Raw genomic sequence first — 14,034 nt, 5'->3', positions numbered from 1 at the left:
ATCATGGCGGCTACGCCGGAAAACGCCATCGGCGCTGAGCGCTTGCCTCAATCAGCAGTGCGACCGGCGCGCGATACGAGGCTTGATGTTCTGCGTGGCCTTGCCCTCATCACGATTTTCATCAATCACGTTCCCGGCCAGATATTCGAGTATGTGACGACGAAGAATTTTGGCTTCTCCGACGCCGCGGAAGCCTTCGTGCTGATCTCGGGCATTGCGGTCGGACTGGCCTATGGCTCCGGCTTCAAGGTCGGCAGGCGACTAGACATGGCGAAGAAGGCGATCAAGCGCGCCTTCACGCTCTATCTCGCCCATATGATCACGACCTTCATAACGCTCGCGCTGTTCATTTGCGGCGCCTGGCTGTTCCACCGGCCGGGATTGCTGGTCGAAATCAATATCCTCGCCGTCTTGATGAACTTGACGGAGGGAATACCCGCCCTGCTTCTGCTTGGCCACCAGATCGGCTACAACAACATATTGCCGATGTACGGCGCGCTGATGCTCATGGTACCGGTCATCTTGCTTCTTTACTCGGCCCATCCGCTTCTGGCGCTTGGCGTTTCGGGTGCCGTGTGGCTGCTTGCGGGCATCTATCAGATCGCGCCGCACAACATGCTCATCGCCGACTACTGGTTCCTCAATCCACTCTCGTGGCAGTTCTTGTTCACGATCGGCGCCGTCGGCATCATGCATGTCAAGCGTGGTGGCAAGCTGCCGGAACACCCGATTTTGTTCGTGCTGGCTTCCGGCTACGTAGCGCTGTCCTTTGCTTGGGTTGTCGGTCACCTCTGGGACCTCGGCAATGTACTGGCAGCGCTTGGCTTGCCGCCTGTGCTTACCGGTTTCGACAAGACTTTCCTGTCACTGCCGCGGCTGCTGCATGTGTTGGCGCTCAGCTACCTCGTTATCAATATTCCCGTGCTGTCTCGTATCCTGCGCCGTCCGTCGGATCATGCGCTGACCATCATTGGCCGTCACTCGCTGAATATCTTCGTGGCAGGGACAATCCTTGCGATGGCGGGCCAGGTGCTGCTCTACATTACCAATCATGACCAGATGATCGGTGCGCTCTTTGTCGTCGCAGGCATCTCCGGTCAGTTCGCTTATGCCTACCACCTCGAGCGCAAACGCATCGACGGTACCGTGAAGGCCAGGTCGATGGGGCGTGGTGCTTCCGTTCCCGTCGCCGTCCGCGTCGCGGATGGCCGAAAGCTCTATAGCGACAAATAGCTCTCTCTTTTGCGATATCAAAACCGGCTGGCGAAACCGCCAGCCGGTTTTGTCAATCGGCCTTGGCCTGCAGTTCGGCCACCGGCCGACAATTGATGATGGCAAGCTTGCCGTATTTATTCCCCGCCCAGATGCAATTGCCCCGAGGAGAAATTCATGGTCGACGAAAAGCAACTGATTGCCAAAATCACGTGGCGGCTCATGCCGTTCCTAGGCATTCTTTATCTCATCGCCTATATCGATCGCCAAAATGTCAGCTTCGCCAAGCTGGAAATGGTCGGCGCGCTTGGCATGAGCGAATATGCCTACGGCCTCGGCGCCTCGCTCTTCTTCATCGGTTATTTCCTGTTTGAAGTCCCGAGCAATCTGCTGCTCGAGCGGTATGGCGCCAGCAAATGGTTTGCGCGTATTTTGCTCTCGTGGGGCGCAGTTACGATCGCCCTGGCCTACACGCAGAATGCGACGATGTTCTACATTCTCCGATTTCTTCTTGGCGCCTGCGAAGCCGGGTTCTTTCCAGGCGTCCTTTATCTGCTGACACTTTGGTATCCGTCCGCCTATCGCGGCACGATGGTCGGACTGTTCATGATCTTCAGCGCTCTTGCCAATGCCGTCGGCGCGCCGCTGGGCGGCATGCTGCTCGATCTCGACGGGCTTTATGGTATCGCCGGCTGGCAATGGGTGTTCATCGCGACGGGTATTCCCGCCGTCATAGCAGGCGTGGTCACGCTGCTTTACCTCTCGGATCGCCCAGAGAGTGCGAACTTCCTGAGCGATGCGGAGAAGAGCTGGCTAAAACGCAGGATTGAGGCGGAAAATGCAGACATGGACAAGAACGCGGAGAATGGCTTCAAGGCGCTCATCAATCCGAAGGTACTTCTTATGGCATTGTGCTACGTCGGCTTTCCTCTTGCAGCCTACGGCCTCAGCTATTGGCTCCCGACCATCGTCAAGGAATTCGGCGTCAGCAACACGGCCAACGGCTTTCTGAACATCATACCCTGGGTCCTCGTGGCGGTGGCGCTTTACATCGTCCCGTCGATGGCAGACAGGGCAGCTTCGAAGACGCCTTACATCGTCATTCCGGCACTGCTGGGCGCCATATGCCTTGTCCTTTCTGCTGTTATTCCGGACCATGGCGTCCAGTTCGCATTTCTGTGCATCGCTGCAGCGGGCATCTTCGCCGGCCAGCCGGTTTTCTGGAGCCTGCCGTCACGTTTTCTGAGAGGCGCTGGTGCGGCGGCCGGGCTCGCCGCAATCAACTCCGTCGGCAATCTCGGCGGCTTTGTCGCCCAGAACGTCGTGCCCTGGATCAAGGACAGTACGGGAAGCACGATTGCGCCAATGTTCTTTCTTGCCGCGTGCCTGGCTGCCGCCGCGCTGCTGGTGCTCGTGGTCGGACGCGTGATGTCGCGTACACAGATTCCTGCCGAAGAGAGCGGAACTGTGCAACAGCGCGCGCAATCCTAACAATGCCAAGCCAAAGTCCCAGCAGAACAATCGGCTGCTGGGACCTTGGCTTGAGGTCCATTCAGTCGGTCAGCAACGGCATTATTCCGCGAGAGAAGGTAATCGTTAACCAACACAAGCCTAACAGTCTGATGGAAACATGGATTGATTCGATGGCATCTTCTTTCGACACCCCTCTCGCCGCGCTGACCGCAAGCGAAATCGTGATATTTCCAAGCATCCCCCAGCCCGGCGATATCGAGCGCTGCGCCGCGACGCTTGATGATCTGCACGGAGAACCGGCGGTCGCGTTTTGGAAAGCCGAGTGCCGTTTGCTGGCGGACGAGCTTGCGCGATGTGGCTTGCGCGAGGAGAAGATCCGGGAGCGCGTCTTGTCCTTCCAGGCTGCGGTTCAAGCCGCTCTGGTAGAGAGACATCAGCTGCGCGCTTTATCCGAAAGCCGCGCGCGGCAAGGCAGAAGGCGCCGTCGCCTCTGACGCGATAAACTGTCCGCTGCCGCAGCTGTCACGGCATCAAGGCCTTGAGACCCGTCTGAGGTTACTCAGCCCATATCGATTTATAATTCGTCAGCCGTCACTGAACAAAGTCCAAACAAATCAAAGGCCGAAGGCCTCAGCCTCACAGCTTTGCACGGTAAAAACTTCCGATCGGTACGTTTTTATCGCCTCCCTGCCGAATGACTTCCCGATCGGTAAGAAGCGCATTGAAAATTAAAGAACCTTCCTGAACGGTAAGCCGCCACAGGAGATGCTGGATGTTCAAGTCTGCACGTGATTTCGGCCTGCCCTCAGAGAAAAACGCAAGGGCCTCGGCTGGACCCAGACCGAGCTTGCCACCCGTTCCGGAACGGGCGAGCGTTTCATTGTCGAACTCGAATCCGGCAAGCCGAGCTGCCAACTCGAAAAGGCGCTGATCGTCGCGCGCACGGTGGGCATTGAGCTCGGCGACCTGACCACAGCCCAAGCGTCCCCAGCAGCATCCGAAGATGATCTCGGCTTCCTGCCGAACTTCGGTGATGGTCGATGACAAAGATCTTCTACGAAACCTTCCCCGTCGCACAGATGACTTTCGAAGGCGAATGGCGGCTCGATTACGATCCATCCTGGGAAGCGCGCCGCTCGGCTTTCCCCATTTCGTTCATTGGCTCAAGGCGGTCCGCGATTGTTACCAAAAGGCCTGGGGCAGTAGCGGACAGGAGCTCAGTACCCCGAAAGCCATAGCGTTATTTTAGCATCGAATTCCACTTCGCGGCGGCGGGAGTCGGCAACGACCTCACTTGCAGCGCGTCCCGAGTTTCTAACCCCGATAAAAAAGGCCGGAAGGTTTTCCCTCCGGCCTTGCAATTTGGCTTTCGAACCTGGTTAAGCAGCTTCGGTCGTATGAGCCTTGCGGACTTCCTCGTCCGTCAGGATACCGCTGGCGCGAAGCAGCGCTGCAAATCGGCCGTTGCTGTGGCTGAGTTCATCGAAACTACCCTGTTCGACGATCCGGCCATTGTCGAGGAAGAGCACCTTGTCTGCTTCACGAACCGTCGAGAGGCGGTGCGCGATGATAAAGGTGGTGCGGTTCTGGCGAAGGTTGTCGATTGCAGCCTTCACGCGGTTCTCGGTCTCCACGTCCAGCGCGCTGGTCGCCTCGTCGAGAACCAGGATCGGCGCATCCTTGAGGATGGCGCGGGCGATGGCCACACGCTGGCGCTCCCCGCCCGAGAGCCTGTTGCCACGCTCGCCGACATGCGTGTCATACTGTTCCTCGCGCGTCTCGATGAAGTCCGCCGCGGCTGCCGCTTCGGCAGCACGGCGCATCTCTTCTTCGCTGGCACCTTCGCGGCCAAGGCGGATATTGTCGCTGATCGAACGGTTCAGCAGACCCGCATCCTGGAACACGGTGGCGATATAACGGCGCAGCGACCTGCGGGTGACCTTGGTGATGTCGTGGCTATCCACCAGGATCTGGCCGCTGTCCGGATCGTAGACGCGCTGCAGTAGATTGACGAGCGTCGTCTTGCCCGCACCTGTCGGGCCTACGATCGCGACTGTCTGGCCAGCCTTCACCGAGAAGGAGACATTGTGCAGGCCCTGCGACGAGTTGCCGAAGCCGAAGGATACGTCGCGGAATTCGACTTCGCCCTTGACGTCCTTGATGTCGGCATTGCCCGCCGGTTCTTCGCGCTCGCGAACGGAGTCTTCGAGCGTATAGAAGTCTTCAAGCTTCGCGCGGGCTTCGAAAATCTGCGTGGCGAACTGGCGCATCTGGTCGAGGCGCGAGATCAAAAGGTTTGCAAAGCCGATGAAGGCGATGACGTCACCGATCCGCAGTTCGCCGGCCTGCACCAGAAGCGTGCCGATCACAAGGATGATCATCATGGCGATGGTCGATGCCATTCGGTTCAGAGCACCGGCAAGGGCCCACCAGTCGAGGACCGGGTACTGAGCCTGCAGCAGACGGTCGGCAAAGCCCTTGAGCGCCTTGGTTTCAGCTTCAATGCGGTTGTAGCTGTGCAGCACCGAAACGTTGCTGATCGAGTCGCTCACATGCGAGAAAACGGTGTGATAGTGGTTCTCGACCGAAGCCTGTCCGTCCTTCGTGCGGCTCATGACCAGACGGCCGATCAGCCAGTAGGCAAGACCAAGCACGACCAGCACGCCGGACAATCTCAGGTCCATGGCCATGGCGGTCGGGACCAGAAGCGCAATGGCGACGGCGGTCGAGAGGTGATTACGCATGAATTCGAGCCAGAGGCCGAAGAGCGTTTCGCAAGCGCGCAGCAGGGTATGCAACGCGTTCGACGTGCCGCGCTGGTGATGCCAGGAGAGCGGCATCGAGATGATGCGGCCAAATGCTTCCGTCAGCAAAGTCGCGCGCCGGCCATGGGCCAGCCTGTCCGCCTCGCGGGCGACAAGAACGAAGGCGATCGTATTGAAGACGGCAAATCCGGCCCACATGAACAGAATGGGCTTGACCTCGCCATTGCCTGAAATGGCGTCGATGATGCGACCAAACAGAACAGGCTCCGCGATCGTGATCGCAGCCAGAACAATGTTCGCAACGACCACCAGGGATACGCGGAGCTTGTAAGCGCCAAGGTAGCGCAAAGCTCTTGCATAGACCTTGAATAACGACACGGCGGTACCTCTTGTGTGCATCTGCAAAAAACGGAATGGCGCGATGCTATGAAAAAACACCTGAACCGACGATTAACGGCGCATTCAGGTGAGGTGTTTCTGCAGGATGCGACAGGATAACCGCAGCGCAAAGCTGCTCAACCGATTGGGAGTGCAACAATTTCCACTTGTATTTAAACCAAGCTTTAGCAATCCATAAACCTTATATGAAGCCAGCTTGTTAATCGAAGACCGTCGTTGCCGCGTTCAGGTGGTCCGACCGACGGACTTCACCGATCGCCCATTGCCGGGCAAGGGGCTTTTTGTGAATATTCATTCTTTGGTTCAATTGCTCGTCGTCATAGAGGAATGCACGAAGCCCGAAACCGTCGTTGAGGAACTCCGGCGGGCCGTTCATTCCTATGGCTTCGAGTATTATGGATTGCTGCGTCACCTGAAGCAGAGCCAAGATCCCTGGGGTCTCGTACTTGCCGGGCATTGGCCCGAGAAGTGGCCGCAAACATATGTTGCAAAAAAATATGTCCTCATAGATCCAACAGTCCGGTATCTGGCGCAGGCGCAAAGGCCATTTCGATGGAAGGAAAGCCTTGCCGCCTACCGCCGCGATCCGCACCAGCGGCGAATGGAACAGATGATGGCGGATGCCCATGCCCACGGCCTCCGCGACGGTTACATCTTCCCCATTCACGGCAAGAGCGGCGTGCTCGGAAACTTGAGCGTCGGCGGTGAGCCCGTCGAATTGTCGCCGGTCGAGATGTCGTTGTTCGAAACGGTTGCCCGCAAAGCGTTCTGGCGGCTGCTTGATCTCAAGGGCGAAGCGAAGGCACTCGAAAGCGCTTCATTGCTCAATATGCCGCTGACGCGCCGCGAGCTCGAAATCCTGCACTATTTGGCCGACGGCCTGACCTCGATGGAGATCAGCAAGGTGCTCAGCATATCGAACCACACGGTCGATTGGTATATGAATGGGTTGCAGGACAAGCTGAAGGCCAAGAACCGCCAGCAGGCGGTGGCGCTGGCTTTCCGGCACGGGCTCGTTACCTAATTTGGCGCGCGACCCTCGCATTTGGGAAATTCTATTTCGCAAGGGAAATTGAACTTTCTGTAACGGCGCGTTAAGAATTTCCTTCGCGGGTGCAGCATTGCCCGCTTCGATGCCGTGAGGAGAGCGCATTGCCCATATCCAAGATACTCGTTGCCAATCGTTCCGAAATTGCCATCCGCGTGTTCCGCGCGGCCAATGAGCTGGGAATAAAAACGGTCGCGATATGGGCGGAAGAGGACAAACTGGCGCTGCACCGCTTCAAGGCGGACGAAAGCTATCAGGTGGGCCGCGGGCCGCATCTCGACCGCGATCTCGGGCCGATCGAAAGCTACCTTTCGATCGATGAAGTGATCCGCGTTGCCAAGCTATCCGGCGCCGATGCCATCCATCCAGGTTATGGCCTGCTGTCGGAGAGCCCCGAATTCGTGGATGCCTGCAATAAGGCAGGCATCACCTTTATCGGCCCGAAGGCCGATACGATGCGCCAGCTCGGCAACAAGGTGGCCGCGCGCAATCTGGCGATCTCGGTCGGCGTGCCAGTGGTTCCGGCAACCGATCCGCTTCCGGACGACAAGAAGGAAGTCGCCCGCATGGCCGAGGAGATTGGCTATCCGGTCATGCTGAAAGCTTCCTGGGGCGGCGGCGGGCGCGGCATGCGCGCCATTCGCGACCCGAAGGATCTTGCCCGTGAGGTGACTGAAGCCAAGCGCGAGGCGATGGCCGCCTTCGGCAAGGATGAAGTCTATCTCGAAAAGCTCGTCGAGCGCGCCCGCCACGTCGAAAGCCAGGTGCTTGGCGATACGCACGGCAATGTCGTGCACCTCTTCGAGCGCGACTGCTCGATCCAGCGCCGCAACCAGAAGGTCGTCGAGCGTGCGCCGGCACCCTATCTTTCGGAAGCGCAGCGCCAGGAGCTCGCCGCCTATTCGCTGAAGATCGCCAAGGCGACGAACTATATCGGCGCCGGCACCGTCGAATATCTGATGGATTCCGATACCGGAAAATTCTACTTCATCGAAGTCAATCCGCGCATCCAGGTCGAGCACACGGTCACCGAAGTCGTGACCGGCATCGATATCGTCAAGGCACAGATCCATATCCTCGATGGCTACGCGATCGGTACACCGGAATCGGGCGTTCCCAAGCAGCAGGATATCAAGCTCAACGGCCACGCGCTGCAGTGCCGCATCACGACGGAAGATCCGGAACATAACTTCATCCCGGATTACGGCCGCATCACTGCCTATCGCTCGGCCTCGGGTTTCGGCATTCGTCTTGATGGCGGCACGTCCTATTCGGGAGCGATCATTACCCGCTATTACGATCCGCTGCTCGTCAAGGTGACGGCCTGGGCCCCGAATCCGCTCGAGGCGATCTCTCGCATGGACCGGGCGTTGCGTGAATTCCGCATTCGCGGCGTGGCAACCAACCTCACCTTCCTTGAAGCGATCATCGGACACCCGAAGTTCAAGGACAACAGCTATACAACCCGGTTTATCGACTCGACGCCGGAGCTTTTCCAGCAGGTTAAGCGTCAGGACCGCGCGACGAAGCTTTTGACCTATCTTGCCGACGTGACCGTCAACGGCCATCCCGAAGCCAAGGACAGGCCGCGGCCGCTGGAAAACGCTGCAGAGCCGGTCGTTCCCTATGCCAACGGCAGCAAGGTCCAGGACGGCACCAAACAACGTCTCGACAAGCTCGGCCCGAAGAAGTTCGGCGAGTGGATGCGAGGCGAAAAGCGCGTGCTGATCACCGATACGACGATGCGCGATGGCCATCAGTCGCTGCTCGCGACGCGCATGCGCACCTACGACATCGCCCGCGTCGCCGGGACCTATGCCCATGCGCTACCGAATCTGCTGTCGCTCGAATGCTGGGGGGGTGCGACTTTCGACGTTTCCATGCGCTTCCTGACGGAAGATCCATGGGAGCGTCTGGCGCTGATCCGTGAAGGCGCACCGAACCTGCTCTTGCAGATGCTGCTGCGCGGCGCCAACGGCGTCGGATACAAGAACTATCCGGACAATGTCGTCAAATACTTCGTCCGGCAGGCCGCAAAGGGCGGCATCGACCTCTTCCGCGTCTTCGACTGCCTGAACTGGGTCGAAAACATGCGCGTGTCGATGGATGCGGTCGCTGAAGAGAACAAGCTCTGCGAAGCGGCGATCTGCTATACCGGCGATATCCTGAACTCGGCGCGCCCGAAATATGATCTGAAATACTACACCGACCTTGCCGTTCAGCTCGAAAAGGCCGGAGCTCACATCATTGCACTGAAGGATATGGCTGGTCTGCTGAAGCCTGCTGCTGCAAAGGTGCTCTTCAAGGCCCTGCGTGACGCGACAAGCCTGCCGATCCATTTCCATACGCACGATACGTCCGGCATTGCCGCTGCGACCGTGCTTGCAGCCGTCGATGCAGGCGTCGACGCGGTCGATGCTGCCATGGATGCGCTTTCCGGCAACACCTCGCAGCCCTGTCTCGGTTCGATCGTCGAAGCGCTGCGCGGTTCCGAGCGCGATCCGGGGCTCGATCCGGAATGGATCCGACGCATCTCCTTCTACTGGGAAGCGGTGCGCAACCAGTACGCAGCCTTCGAAAGCGACCTCAAGGGGCCGGCATCGGAAGTCTATCTGCATGAAATGCCGGGTGGCCAGTTCACCAATCTCAAGGAGCAGGCCCGCTCGCTTGGGCTGGAGACGAAGTGGCACAAGGTGGCGCAGGCCTATGCCGACGCCAACCAGATGTTCGGTGACATCGTCAAGGTGACGCCGTCTTCCAAGGTCGTCGGCGATATGGCGCTGATGATGGTTTCCCAGGACCTCACGGTTGCCGATGTCGTCAGTCCGGAGAAGGAGGTGTCGTTCCCGGATTCGGTCGTCTCGATGCTGAAGGGCGATCTCGGCCAGCCCCCGTCCGGCTGGCCGGAAGCGCTGCAGAAGAAGGCGCTGAAAGGCGAGAAGCCCTATACCGTGCGTCCGGGCTCTCTGCTCGAGGAAGCGGATCTCGATGCCGAGCGCCGGGAGATCGAGACCAAACTCGAACGCACGGTGAATGATTTCGAATTTACCTCCTATCTCATGTATCCCAAGGTCTTCACCGACTTTGCACTGGCTTCCGACACCTATGGCCCGGTCTCGGTCCTGCCGACGCCCGCCTATTTCTACGGTCTGGCGGACGGCGAGGAACTCTTTGCCGATATCGAAAAGGGCAAGACGCTGGTCATCGTCAATCAGGCGATGAGCGGCACGGACAGCCAGGGTATGGTGACGGTGTTCTTCGAGCTCAACGGCCAGCCGCGCCGCATCAAGGTGCCGGATCGTGCGCATGGCGCTTCCGGCGCCGCTGCCCGCCGGAAGGCCGAGCCTGGAAACGCCGCCCATGTCGGCGCGCCGATGCCGGGCGTTATTTCTCGCGTCTTTGTTTCGCCGGGCCAGGCAGTTAGCGCCGGCGACGTGCTTGTCTCGATCGAGGCCATGAAGATGGAGACGGCGATCCACGCGGAGAAAGACGGCACGATTGCCGAAGTGCTCGTCAAGGCCGGTGACCAGATCGACGCCAAGGACCTGCTGGTAAGCTATGCCGGCTAACCGGAAGCCGAAGGGCTAGGGTGGCCTACCCGGGCCGCCCTTGCGTGTAATGGACAGGAAAGGCCGAAAATGAACAACCTCAAGATTGCAGTTGTCGTTGGAAGCACGCGCATCGGCCGCTTTGCCGATCATCCGGCGAAGTGGATTGCCGAGATTGCCGCGCAGCGGCCGGAGTTTGAGGTCGAGGTGGTCGATCTCCTCGACTACCCCATGGCTTTCTTCGGTGAAGCACGTGCGCTGGAAGCTGAGAGCAAGACGGCGGAGCGCTGGAAGAAGAAGCTGCGCGAGTTTGACGCCTTTATCTTCACCGTTGCCGAATACAATCACGGCCCGACGGCCGTGCTCAAGAATGCCATCGACCTCGGCGAATTCATCCACAAACCGGTTGCCTTCGTTGGGTATGGCGGTGTCGGTGCTGCGCGTGCCGTCGAACAGCTTCGCGTGATCTTCGTAGAAATGGGCGCGGCTTCGGTGAAGACGGGCGTCCATATTTCTCTGCCCGAATATATCGGCGTTGCCAGGGAAGGTAAAAGCCTCAACGACTACCAGCACCTTATCGATGCCGCCGGCAAGCAGCTCGATCAGCTGGCCTGGTGGGGCAATGCGCTGAAAGCGGCGCGCTCGAAGTAAACGAGCGCTGCGGCGCGGGACCGAGTGGTGAAAATCTGACGCTTGAAACCGTAGCCGAAAAATCATTTTTCGGAGCGGCCCTCCAGCGGACAAGCGTTTGAGCTGTCGGAGCTGGATCGCGCACGAAATCCTATCTTTTCATCCCGGAAATGCGCCCCAAACCGGCAGCGCTTGTCTGGAGCTACGCGCGCCGGGCGGTATAGATTGCAGTTGTCATGTTGCGATCTACGCGGCCCGCAAACTGCCCTGTAACAATCTCGGCCAAAGCATCGAGCAGATGGGCCTGCTCCGAAGGCGCAAGGGCGGAAACATTAGAGTAGGTGGCATAAAGGCTGCGCACGCCGGACGCATCAAGCCTCAATGTCCAGCGGATAAATTCAGGAGGATCGGGTATGAACCCAGCATCCGTCATCTCCCGAATTCGTGCATCCGCATCAAGCGCATAAGGAGAACTGTCGGGCCCACCCGCTGACAGGCTGGCACAATGGCCAACGAACAAATGCGTGGTGGCATCATGAAAGGGATCGGGCCGACTTTCATCGCCAAAGACGTTCCACCAAAGGGCGACGGCGCCGCCCGGTCGCAGCAATCCATGAATTCGTTTCAGAGCAGGCGCAGCGTCCAGCCAGTGAAAAGCCGTCGCACTTGCAACCAGGTCGAACGAGGCAGGCTCCAGATTTGCGTCTTCAAATGGCAGCGCGAGCACCCGCAAGCAGTCAACCGCGATCAAGGTTCGCAGGAAGTCTGCCAGCCTCATGTCAGGTTCAACCGCTGCAAGCAGCCGCGGCTTGTGCGCCAGCAATTCTGCCGTTGCAAGCCCAGTACCAGCGCCGATCTCCAGAATATCAATGCCGGGTCCAAGGTCAGAACGCTCGCGCAACAGCTGCCATGTTTCTTCAGGATAGCGCGGTCGGGCAGCATGATAATTGGACGGATCGGCCCCGAAAGCCACACGGCCAAACACACGATCCAGTGTTGGAACTGTCATCGCGTCCTCCAAGGGCACAGACCACTCAGACCTTTTTCGCCCGTGATGTGCATATTATTCAAGTAGCATGAGGGCCGCTATTGGTGGACAGAGCCGAAAATAATCACGGTTTCGAGGGTTTGAACCGAGCGGGACAGGAAAAGATGCGCCATCCATGCCTCGCTACCTAGATTTTCGTTCCTCAATAGCGCCGGTCGCCATAGTACGCGTCCAACGACGTATGATCGGTCAGGTGCCATCGATTCATGGACGTGATGAGTGGCTCGCGGACCACCTGACTTATTGGGTGGAAATGGATGGATGAATGGATGAACACGCTCGATACCTCCACGATACGGATCACCCAAGAAATCCTATACTCCATTGCGGAGATCGATGAATTCAAGGGGCTCTGTGCGAGGATAGATCACGCAATCCTCGATACCTGCATATTGTGAAACGGGTCACCCGGCCTTAGGGCGTAGTCTAGATATCGTAGGTATGTGCGGCGTTGATCGTCGAGATGAAGCGTTTGGTGCGCTCGCGTTCCGGCGCCGTGAAGATGGACTTCGCCGTGCCGGTTTCGACGACGTTTCCTGCTTCCAGGAACACGACGTTGTGGGCGATCTTCGAGGCGAGCCGCAGATCATGTGTCGCCATGACCATGGTCGTGCCTTCGCTGGCCAGCCGGCCGAGAACATCGACGACTTCCGCCGAAAGTTCTGGATCGAGTGCCGAAGTCGGCTCGTCACAGAGAAGGACGCGCGGCGACGGAGCCAATGCACGGGCGATCGCGACGCGCTGCTGCTGGCCGCCGGAAAGTGTCGAGGGCCAGGCATCCGCCTTATGCGCCATATCGACCTTGGTCAGCAGTTCCATAGCGCGGGCGTGCGCCCTTTCTTTCGGCCATTTCAGGACCGTCACCAGGCCTTCCATGACGTTTTCGATCGCGGTTTGATGCGGGAAGAGCTGGAAATTCTGGAAGACCATGCCTGTCTGGCGGCGGATCTTCTGGATCGCTTGCCAACCAACCCGCCTTCCCGGCACAAAATCCAGCGTCTGTTCGCCAATCCTGATCGAGCCAGCTGTTGGAATCTCAAGCAGGTTGATGCAGCGAAGCAGCGTGCTCTTGCCGCCGCCGGAGGGACCCACGAGAGCAGTGACGGTGCCTTCCGGGATGCGGATGCTGATATCCTTTAGGATGATGGCATCGCCGAAGCGCTTTTCGATGTTGGAAAGCTCGATCATGCATTTGCCTCCAGCATACCACCGTAGCGCGCGAAGCGGCGCTCGAGCCGTACCTGCAGCGCTGAGAGAACGGAGCTCAAAACGAGGTAGATCAGCGCTGCCTCGATATAAAGGATCAGCGGCTCATAAGTTGTCGCAACGATGCGCTGTGCAGCCTGGAAGAGCTCCGGCACGGTGATTGCTGCCGCCAGCGACGTATCCTTGACCAATGAAATGAAGGTATTTGAAAGCGGCGGCACGGCGACACGACCGGCCTGCGGCAAGATCGTGCGGCTCATCGCCTGCCGCCAGTTCATGCCGATCGAATAGGCAGCTTCCCATTGTCCCTTCGAAACGGAGGAGATGACCGCCCGGATGATTTCGGAGCTGTAAGCGCCGATGTTCAGCGTGAAGCCGATCAGAGCCGCCGGAAAAGCATCGAGCAGAATGCCGAGGCTCGGCAGGCCATAGAAGATGACGAAGAGCTGCACGAGCAGCGGCGTGCCGCGGATGACCCAGACGTAGAACCGCGCGATTGAGGCGATGGGAGCCGGGCCGAAGAGGCGTGCCACGGCAGTCACCAGCCCGAGCGCCAGCCCGAAGACGAAGGAGAGCAGGGTCAGCGGTATGGTGAAGATCAGTCCGGCCCACAAAAGCGTGGGGAGCGATTCCGCCATCAGTTGAAGCCAGTGCGGCACGGGTGTGTTTCCTTAATGAAAGGGCGTCCAGCGGGTTTTCGCTGGA

At 58.8% G+C, this 14,034-nt stretch carries 10 protein-coding genes and 1 pseudogene; 7 read left to right on the top strand and 4 right to left on the bottom strand.

Annotation, left to right across the window (positions count from 1 at the left end; translation table 11 throughout):
* The first annotated feature begins 3 nt into the window (after positions 1 to 3).
* The 4 genes and pseudogenes from opgC (at position 4) to QA644_RS18725 (ending at position 3,729) form a co-directional block, all read left to right on the top strand.
* The gene (gene opgC, locus QA644_RS18740) at positions 4 to 1,233 is read left to right on the top strand and encodes an OpgC domain-containing protein (RefSeq protein WP_074070031.1); all 1,230 of its coding nucleotides are present in this window, start codon (positions 4 to 6) and stop codon (positions 1,231 to 1,233) included.
* Positions 1,234 to 1,389: 156 nt separating this feature from the next.
* Positions 1,390 to 2,703, top strand: coding sequence for an MFS transporter (locus QA644_RS18735; RefSeq protein ID WP_194728464.1), 1,314 nt, complete (start codon positions 1,390 to 1,392; stop codon positions 2,701 to 2,703).
* 50 nt (positions 2,704 to 2,753) lie between these two features.
* The gene (locus tag QA644_RS18730; RefSeq protein WP_335727759.1) at positions 2,754 to 3,179 is read left to right on the top strand and encodes a DUF6074 family protein; all 426 of its coding nucleotides are present in this window, start codon (positions 2,754 to 2,756) and stop codon (positions 3,177 to 3,179) included.
* A 278-nt stretch (positions 3,180 to 3,457) separates the two neighbouring features.
* A pseudogene (locus QA644_RS18725) lies at positions 3,458 to 3,729 on the top strand (helix-turn-helix domain-containing protein).
* A 335-nt stretch (positions 3,730 to 4,064) separates the two neighbouring features.
* On the opposite strand, the gene QA644_RS18720 reads toward QA644_RS18725, so the two are convergent.
* Positions 4,065 to 5,828 carry a glucan ABC transporter ATP-binding protein/ permease gene (locus QA644_RS18720; RefSeq protein WP_039846474.1) on the bottom strand — a complete coding sequence of 588 codons (1,764 nt, stop codon included), beginning with the start codon at positions 5,826 to 5,828 and terminating at the stop codon, positions 4,065 to 4,067.
* 304 nt (positions 5,829 to 6,132) lie between these two features.
* Here QA644_RS18720 and QA644_RS18715 point away from each other — a divergent pair, with 304 nt between their 5' ends.
* The 3 genes from QA644_RS18715 (at position 6,133) to QA644_RS18705 (ending at position 11,096) form a co-directional block, all read left to right on the top strand.
* Positions 6,133 to 6,873, top strand: a complete 741-nt coding sequence (locus QA644_RS18715; protein ID WP_283069958.1) for a LuxR family transcriptional regulator — start codon at positions 6,133 to 6,135, stop codon at positions 6,871 to 6,873.
* 128 nt (positions 6,874 to 7,001) lie between these two features.
* Entirely contained in the window at positions 7,002 to 10,466 is a 3,465-nt protein-coding gene (pyc, locus tag QA644_RS18710; RefSeq protein ID WP_283069956.1) for a pyruvate carboxylase, read from the top strand.
* A gap of 69 nt (positions 10,467 to 10,535) precedes the next feature.
* On the top strand, positions 10,536 to 11,096 hold the full coding sequence (locus QA644_RS18705; protein WP_194728459.1) for an NAD(P)H-dependent oxidoreductase: 561 nt from the start codon (positions 10,536 to 10,538) through the stop codon (positions 11,094 to 11,096).
* Between the two features lie 181 nt (positions 11,097 to 11,277).
* Here QA644_RS18705 and QA644_RS18700 read toward each other — a convergent pair whose 3' ends face one another.
* The 3 genes from QA644_RS18700 to QA644_RS18690 form a co-directional block, all read right to left on the bottom strand.
* Positions 11,278 to 12,084 (bottom strand): class I SAM-dependent methyltransferase, encoded by an 807-nt coding sequence (locus QA644_RS18700; RefSeq protein ID WP_194728458.1) that lies wholly within the window; start codon positions 12,082 to 12,084, stop codon positions 11,278 to 11,280.
* A 465-nt stretch (positions 12,085 to 12,549) separates the two neighbouring features.
* Complete coding sequence (locus QA644_RS18695; protein ID WP_239596450.1) at positions 12,550 to 13,311, bottom strand: amino acid ABC transporter ATP-binding protein; 762 nt, start codon at positions 13,309 to 13,311, stop codon at positions 12,550 to 12,552.
* Complete coding sequence (locus QA644_RS18690) at positions 13,308 to 13,988, bottom strand: amino acid ABC transporter permease (RefSeq protein ID WP_074070024.1); 681 nt, start codon at positions 13,986 to 13,988, stop codon at positions 13,308 to 13,310. Before QA644_RS18690 ends, QA644_RS18695 begins: the two co-directional genes overlap by 4 nt.
* Between the last annotated feature and the right edge of the window lie 46 nt (positions 13,989 to 14,034).

The sequence above is a fragment of the Rhizobium sp. CC1099 genome, assembly GCF_029714385.1.
GTDB lineage: Bacteria > Pseudomonadota > Alphaproteobacteria > Rhizobiales > Rhizobiaceae > Rhizobium.
Note: the sequence above shows the minus strand (reverse complement) of the source record. Positions and strands in the feature narration are given on the sequence as shown.